Below are 858 nucleotides of genomic sequence, written 5' to 3' on the forward strand. Positions count from 1 at the left end.
CACCTCGCCCTCCCGGTCCGTCCCGTCCACACCGTCCGGCTCGCGCGCGGTGCCGTTCCCGGCCCTCACATCAGTGGCGGGCATGACGGCGTATCTCCTCACGCAGATGTCCGGTGATGTCCCCGGCGAGCTCCGCGGCCTCCGGGTCCCCGGTCCGCCGGGGACGGGGCAGATCCACCCGCCACTCGCGGGCGATCCGCCCGGGCCGGGAGGACAGCAGCAGGACCCGCTGCCCGAGCCGGACCGCCTCGCGCACGTTGTGGGTGACGAACAGGACGGCCGGCCCGCGCCGCTCCCAGATGTCGGCAAGCACCTCGTGCAGAAGGTCCCGTGTGATGGCGTCGAGCGCGGCGAACGGCTCGTCCATCAGCAGTACTTCGCTGCCCTGGGCGAGGGCACGGGCCAGCGCCACGCGCTGCCGCATGCCACCGGACAGCTCGTGCACCCGCTTGCCGTACGCGCCGCCGAGCCGCACCACCTCCAGCAGCCGCTCCGCCTCCGGGCGCCGCCGGGCCTTGGGCAACCCGGCCAGCTCCAGGGCCAGTTCGACGTTCCCGCCCGCCGTCAGCCAGGGGAACAGAGCATGATCCTGGAACATGAAGGCCGGGCGCGGAGCCCTCACCGACACCGTGCCGGCGGTCGGTGCTTCGAGTCCCGCCACCAGGTTCAGCAGCGTCGACTTGCCGCAGCCCGAGGCCCCGAGCAGACAGACGAACTCACCGGGCCGCACGTCGAGATCGATCCGGTCGAGCACCAGCGCGGCGCCGAAGGACTTGGTGGCGCCCCGCAGCCGTACGGCCGCGGACATCGTGGCCGTGGGGGGTACGGGTGCCGTGGGCATCGCGGGGGGTATGGGGC

At 73.5% G+C, this 858-nt stretch carries 1 protein-coding gene; it reads right to left on the reverse strand.

The genetic code is table 11. From position 1 onward, the window contains the following. Positions 1-70 precede the first annotated feature (70 nt). On the reverse strand, positions 71-808 hold the full coding sequence (locus tag GUY61_RS38670; protein ID WP_243767056.1) for an ABC transporter ATP-binding protein: 738 nt from the start codon (positions 806-808) through the stop codon (positions 71-73). Between the last annotated feature and the right edge of the window lie 50 nt (positions 809-858).

Origin of the sequence: Streptomyces sp. GC420, assembly GCF_009916105.1 — a bacterium.
GTDB lineage: Bacteria > Actinomycetota > Actinomycetes > Streptomycetales > Streptomycetaceae > Streptomyces.

Coding starts and splice junctions, on each gene's coding strand:
- GUY61_RS38670 (WP_243767056.1), bottom strand. CDS start 808: ATGTCCGCGGCCGTACGGCTGCGGGGCGCCACCAAGTCCTTCGGCGCC.